Genomic DNA, 4,894 nt, shown 5'->3' with positions numbered 1-4,894 from the left:
TGGTCAATGCATCGGCAACCGCTCTTGCACGTTTTTCAGAAAGTGCGAAGTTGTATTCCGGAGTACCGGTTTGTTTGTCGGCATAAGCTACGATGTTCACTTTCGCATTCGGATTGGCTTTCAGGTATTCAGCAGTGTTGTAAACGCTTACTTGCTGGCCCCTGTCGATTTGTGCAGAGTTGATCCGGAAGAATACTACGTTAGGAACATATACGCCTTCGGAAACAACAGTCGGTTGAACTTCAGGACATTCCGGGCAAGATTCCGGTCTCAGTCTCAGTTCTTCGTTTTCTGCACGCAGTCTGTTGATCTGGCTGTTCAAGTCGTTGATCAGGTTGTAATCCATCAGTTCGGCCGGAGTGAAATCCTGTTTTCCGCCAAGACCGAATTTAATCCCTGCTGTACCGGTAAACATGCTGTCATATTCAAAATCGCCGCCTAATCCGCTGCCGTCAAAACTTTCCTGAAATACTCTCCATCCCAGTTCGAGGAAAAGGGCAACGCTCTTGGAGAGCTGGAAGTTGTTGATCAAACCAACATTGTAGGTCAATGTCTGATTTTGGTTTTTGAACAGGTCGCCGTCAGGATTGGGTTTTTTCCAGTCTTCGTTCAGTCCGTACATGTAACCGATACCGAGGTAAGGAACCAGACTGTAAACCCTGTCGGGATTATAGCTGCCCCATGCGTTGATAATATTGTACATCACGTCCAGGTGACCGCCTAACCAGTTTTGTTCGGGAGTTATTCCTGTAGCTACGTGTTTGATATGACCACCGTCAATTACCAAACGGGTACCCCAGTTAGGAGAGTTCCAACGTCCGATCTCAAGTTGTCCCATCCATCCCAGACGATCGCCGATGCTAGCATCGGCGTCATTTTCGCCTTTCGTCATATAAAGGTTGGTTCCACCGCCAAGACCTATATACCAATTATCACTTGCTTTGTTTTTCAGATACACAGTACCATGAGAAACGTTTTGTACTTCTTGTGCACTTATGCTAAAAGCAACAAGAGCAGAAAATAAAAGTAAACCAAACTTTTTCATAAATTTAAATTCTAATTAAACATTTTATTACAATAACTCGATATAATTCTTTGCCGTTCGTTGATATGTGTATTACACACTCAGTACAACTTTTACTACTTCATGTATAACATCTCCATTAAAATAATGTTCACCAAAGTAAATTTTTTCTCACTTCGGATCACAAATATAAAACTTAAATTTCACATATGATCCATTTTGTGTAAAAAATCACCAAAAAAACGTCGTGAAAAGGCTTTTTTCCGTATTTTTTGGTTTTATACAGGTCGAAATCAGCCCAGATAGGTTTTCAGTAATTTGCTTCTGGAGTCTTGTCTGAGCCTTCGGATCGCTTTCTCTTTGATCTGGCGGACACGTTCACGTGTCAACTGGAATTTATCGCCGATCTCTTCGAGGGTCATCTCCTGGCACCCGATACCAAAAAACATTTTGATGATATCGCTTTCCCTTTCTGTCAGGGTAGAGAGCGCCCTGTCAATCTCTTTCTGGAGCGATTCGTTGATCAGGGTACGGTCGGCTACGGGCGCATCATCGTTCACCAATACATCCAACAGGCTGTTATCTTCTCCTTCCACAAAAGGAGCATCCATGGAGATATGGCGGCCTGACACTTTCAGGGAATCCGTCACTTTTTCTACCGACAGATCCAGTTCCTGTGCCAACTCTTCGGCCGAAGGCCTCCGCTCATTCTCCTGTTCGAACTTCTGAAATGCTTTGCTGATTTTATTGAGTGATCCTACCTGATTCAACGGCAGCCGGACAATTCTGGACTGTTCAGCCAATGCTTGCAGGATGGATTGACGAATCCACCAAACAGCATAACTGATGAATTTAAACCCTCTGGTTTCGTCAAATTTCTCGGCAGCCTTGATCAGGCCGAGATTACCCTCATTGATCAGGTCGGGCAAACTCAATCCCTGGTTTTGGTATTGTTTGGCTACCGATACCACAAATCGGAGGTTGGCCCTGGTGAGCTTTTCCAGCGCCTGGCGATCGCCCCTCTTGATGGCCTGCGCCAATTCTACCTCTTCTTCTACGGTAATCAGGTCTTCACGGCCGATCTCCTGGAGGTATTTATCCAAAGAAGCGCTTTCCCGGTTTGTGATTGATTTTGTAATCTTTAATTGTCTCATTTATGCTTAATCCTTCTAAGTTATCTTATCATGAATCTTTATTGGGGGTGCAAAAATACAAAATATTTCCGATATGGAAATGAAATACACCCTCCGATAAACTGTAACAAAGGAATCTGGTACGAAACCCAATTCCTTTGCTATAAAACGCGATTAACTACTTTTTTGTTACTGAAAAAGTTGAGATTAACCTTTGTTAACCCTTGTTCATCAGTGGTTTGTCAAATCGATGGCGATATATTGTGTTCTTCCGTTCGGATAAAAGCCTGCTACAAGCAACACTTTATCCTGACGGTTACTGGTGGATGCTACGATGTTAGCCACATCATTTTCGCTATTGACGGGTGTATTATTTATCCTCATGATGATGAATCCTTTGTTGATCCCTCCTTTTCTGAAGAGCCCGTTACTTTCCACGCTTTCCACTTCAAGGCCGCTTGAGATCCCCAGGGCTTTTTTCCTTTCATCCGGTATTTGTTTGAATGTGGCGCCCAGCGCATTTACAGCATTCGTGCTGCGGGTGATTTCGGTACTTCCTTCATCGTTCTTCAATTCAACGTTGAAGGAACGGTCGTTCCCGTTACGATCAACTGTTACGCTGACCTTGTCTCCCGGCCGATACCTGTTCAACTGGCTTTGCAATTCGGCAAAATTGCGGATAGGCACATTGTTGATGGCAGTGATGACATCTCCCTTCTGGATTCCGGCGGCTTTGGCGGCGCTCCGGTCGCTGAATCCTTCTACCTGGACGCCCCTGATCTGCGACAGTGCGCGGGCTTTTTCGGGATCCTGACGCCTGATATTCTCGATATTGGGTACCTCGATCCCCAGCAGGGCACGCTGTACGGTTCCGTATTCTTTCAGGTCGGCTGCAATCTTACCCGCGATGGAGATAGGAACGGCGAAAGCGTAACCTGTAAAATTACCTGTCTGTGAGAAGATAGCGGTATTGATGCCTACCAGTTCTCCACGGGTGTTTACCAGAGCTCCTCCACTATTTCCGGGGTTGACGGCCGCATCTATCTGGATGAACGATTGAATTCCCAGTCCGCCTCCCATTACATTGCCTCTGTTCTTGGCGCTCACAATACCGGCGGTGACCGTAGAGGTCAGGTTGAACGGGTTCCCTACCGCCAATACCCATTCTCCCACTTGTAGGGCATCGGAGTTACCGAAAGTGAGATAAGGAAAATCCTCTCCTTCTATTTTTAACAGCGCAATATCGCTCAGAGGATCCGTTCCCACCACTTTGGCCACAAACTCCCTGTCGTCATTCAACGAAACAGATACTTCGGTGGCATTTTCCACCACGTGGTTGTTAGTGATGATATATCCGTCTTTGGAGATGATCACTCCGGAGCCGAATCCGACCTGTTCACGCGGTTGCGCAGGCATACGGTCACCGAATCCGAAGAAGAAATCGAACGGGTTGATATATTGTTGCTGGGTCATTGTCGTTGTCTTTACGTGTACTACCCCGTCGACCGACTTGGCGGCTGCTTCCGTAAAATCGGGATAACCATCCGATGTGGTGAGGTTCGTGAGCACTACGTTCTTGTCCTGCTCGAAGGAGTTGGCATAGGCGCCTACCTCTTTTGAGATTCTGTTCCCCGATACACCGGAAGATGCCGTGTTTCCGTTGTTTTTGCTTATTACGTTGTACCCCAATAAAGTGACAATTGAGCTTAGAATTGCCACCAATACAATAACGATTACGTTTTTACTGTTTCCTGTGTTCATATTCTTTTTGTGTTGATATTTGTCATTGACTCTACGGCAAATATAGGACAAATAATATGCAGATTTTTTACCTGCGGACAGGCTTTTTAACACTTTTAACGCAAACAAAGACCGATTAACCCGATTTAACCCTACTCCTTTCATTCAGAGCCGTTTTTCGCCTGACAAATTGTCGGAATACCTCCTCATCCTTATTATATTCCGGCTCCTTACTTCCGGTTTTTTTGACCGGCTTTGTCATTCCTGTCATGCCTGCATCCGACTTATCCTCTTCCCCTGTTCCTTCTGGTGGCATATTGCCTGAACCGGAAGTTGTTGAGCGGTTGAAAGATGTCGTAAAAAGGGAGGTTGATATGGTATTTACCGGCACCGAAGAGCCGGCTGTTCAGAGTGATCACTCTCCATTGAACACCGTATCTGACCGCGAAAAGCAACAGGGCAAACCCCATAAGTATATAGCTGCCGGTTACAATTCCGAGTGAAATAGCACAAATTGCTAATACATAAAAAACATATTTTGAAAATGTTTCCAATCCAAAGATACGGAAAGAGAACCCCTTGTAATACTGTTTCGAATAAAGATATCCCGATTTCAATGCACGCCAGGTGGCGAAGTGATTCACGCTGTCCGTTTCCGTCAGGCTCTCTTTCGAAAGTATTACGCCTGTATTTTGTTTTGGGGCGATCCTGTTAATATAGAGATCGTCTTCCCCTCCCTCCCTATTCAATATGCAGGAGTATCCCTTGTTCTTGAAAAAGAGTTCTTTTTTGTAAGCCAGATTACGGCCGATTCCCATGAACGGTTTGCGGAGAATGGCCATGGAGAGGAATTTCAGGTGATGGATGAGGTTGTCATACAGCATGAAACCCCGCAGCCCGGTCTTTTTCGGGATCTCCAGCCGGCAAAAGCCCAGGATCATCTCTTTTCCCTGTGTAAATTCTTTTCCGTATTCTTTGATCCAATGTACGGAGCAGG

General features: G+C 45.4%; 3 protein-coding genes and 1 pseudogene. All 4 read right to left on the bottom strand.

All coding sequences use genetic code 11. The features are described from left to right. Window positions 1-892: OmpA family protein (locus Q0502_RS16210; protein ID WP_298653017.1), on the bottom strand; the 892-nt coding region annotated here is incomplete at its 3' end. 425 nt (window positions 893-1,317) lie between these two features. Further along, window positions 1,318-2,178 carry an RNA polymerase sigma factor RpoD/SigA gene (locus tag Q0502_RS16205; protein ID WP_019538504.1) on the bottom strand — a complete coding sequence of 287 codons (861 nt, stop codon included), beginning with the start codon at window positions 2,176-2,178 and terminating at the stop codon, window positions 1,318-1,320. A 210-nt stretch (window positions 2,179-2,388) separates the two neighbouring features. Next, on the bottom strand, window positions 2,389-3,918 hold the full coding sequence (locus tag Q0502_RS16200; RefSeq protein ID WP_298653010.1) for a trypsin-like peptidase domain-containing protein: 1,530 nt from the start codon (window positions 3,916-3,918) through the stop codon (window positions 2,389-2,391). A gap of 263 nt (window positions 3,919-4,181) precedes the next feature. Next, a pseudogene (locus Q0502_RS16195) lies at window positions 4,182-4,894 on the bottom strand (hypothetical protein); the annotation flags it as partial.

Source organism: uncultured Proteiniphilum sp. (genome assembly GCF_937873925.1).
In the GTDB taxonomy this organism is placed as follows: domain Bacteria; phylum Bacteroidota; class Bacteroidia; order Bacteroidales; family Dysgonomonadaceae; genus Proteiniphilum.
Note: the sequence above shows the minus strand (reverse complement) of the source record. Positions and strands in the feature narration are given on the sequence as shown.

Coding starts and splice junctions, on each gene's coding strand:
- Q0502_RS16205 (WP_019538504.1), bottom strand. CDS start 2,178: ATGAGACAATTAAAGATTACAAAATCAATCACAAACCGGGAAAGCGCT.
- Q0502_RS16200 (WP_298653010.1), bottom strand. CDS start 3,918: ATGAACACAGGAAACAGTAAAAACGTAATCGTTATTGTATTGGTGGCA.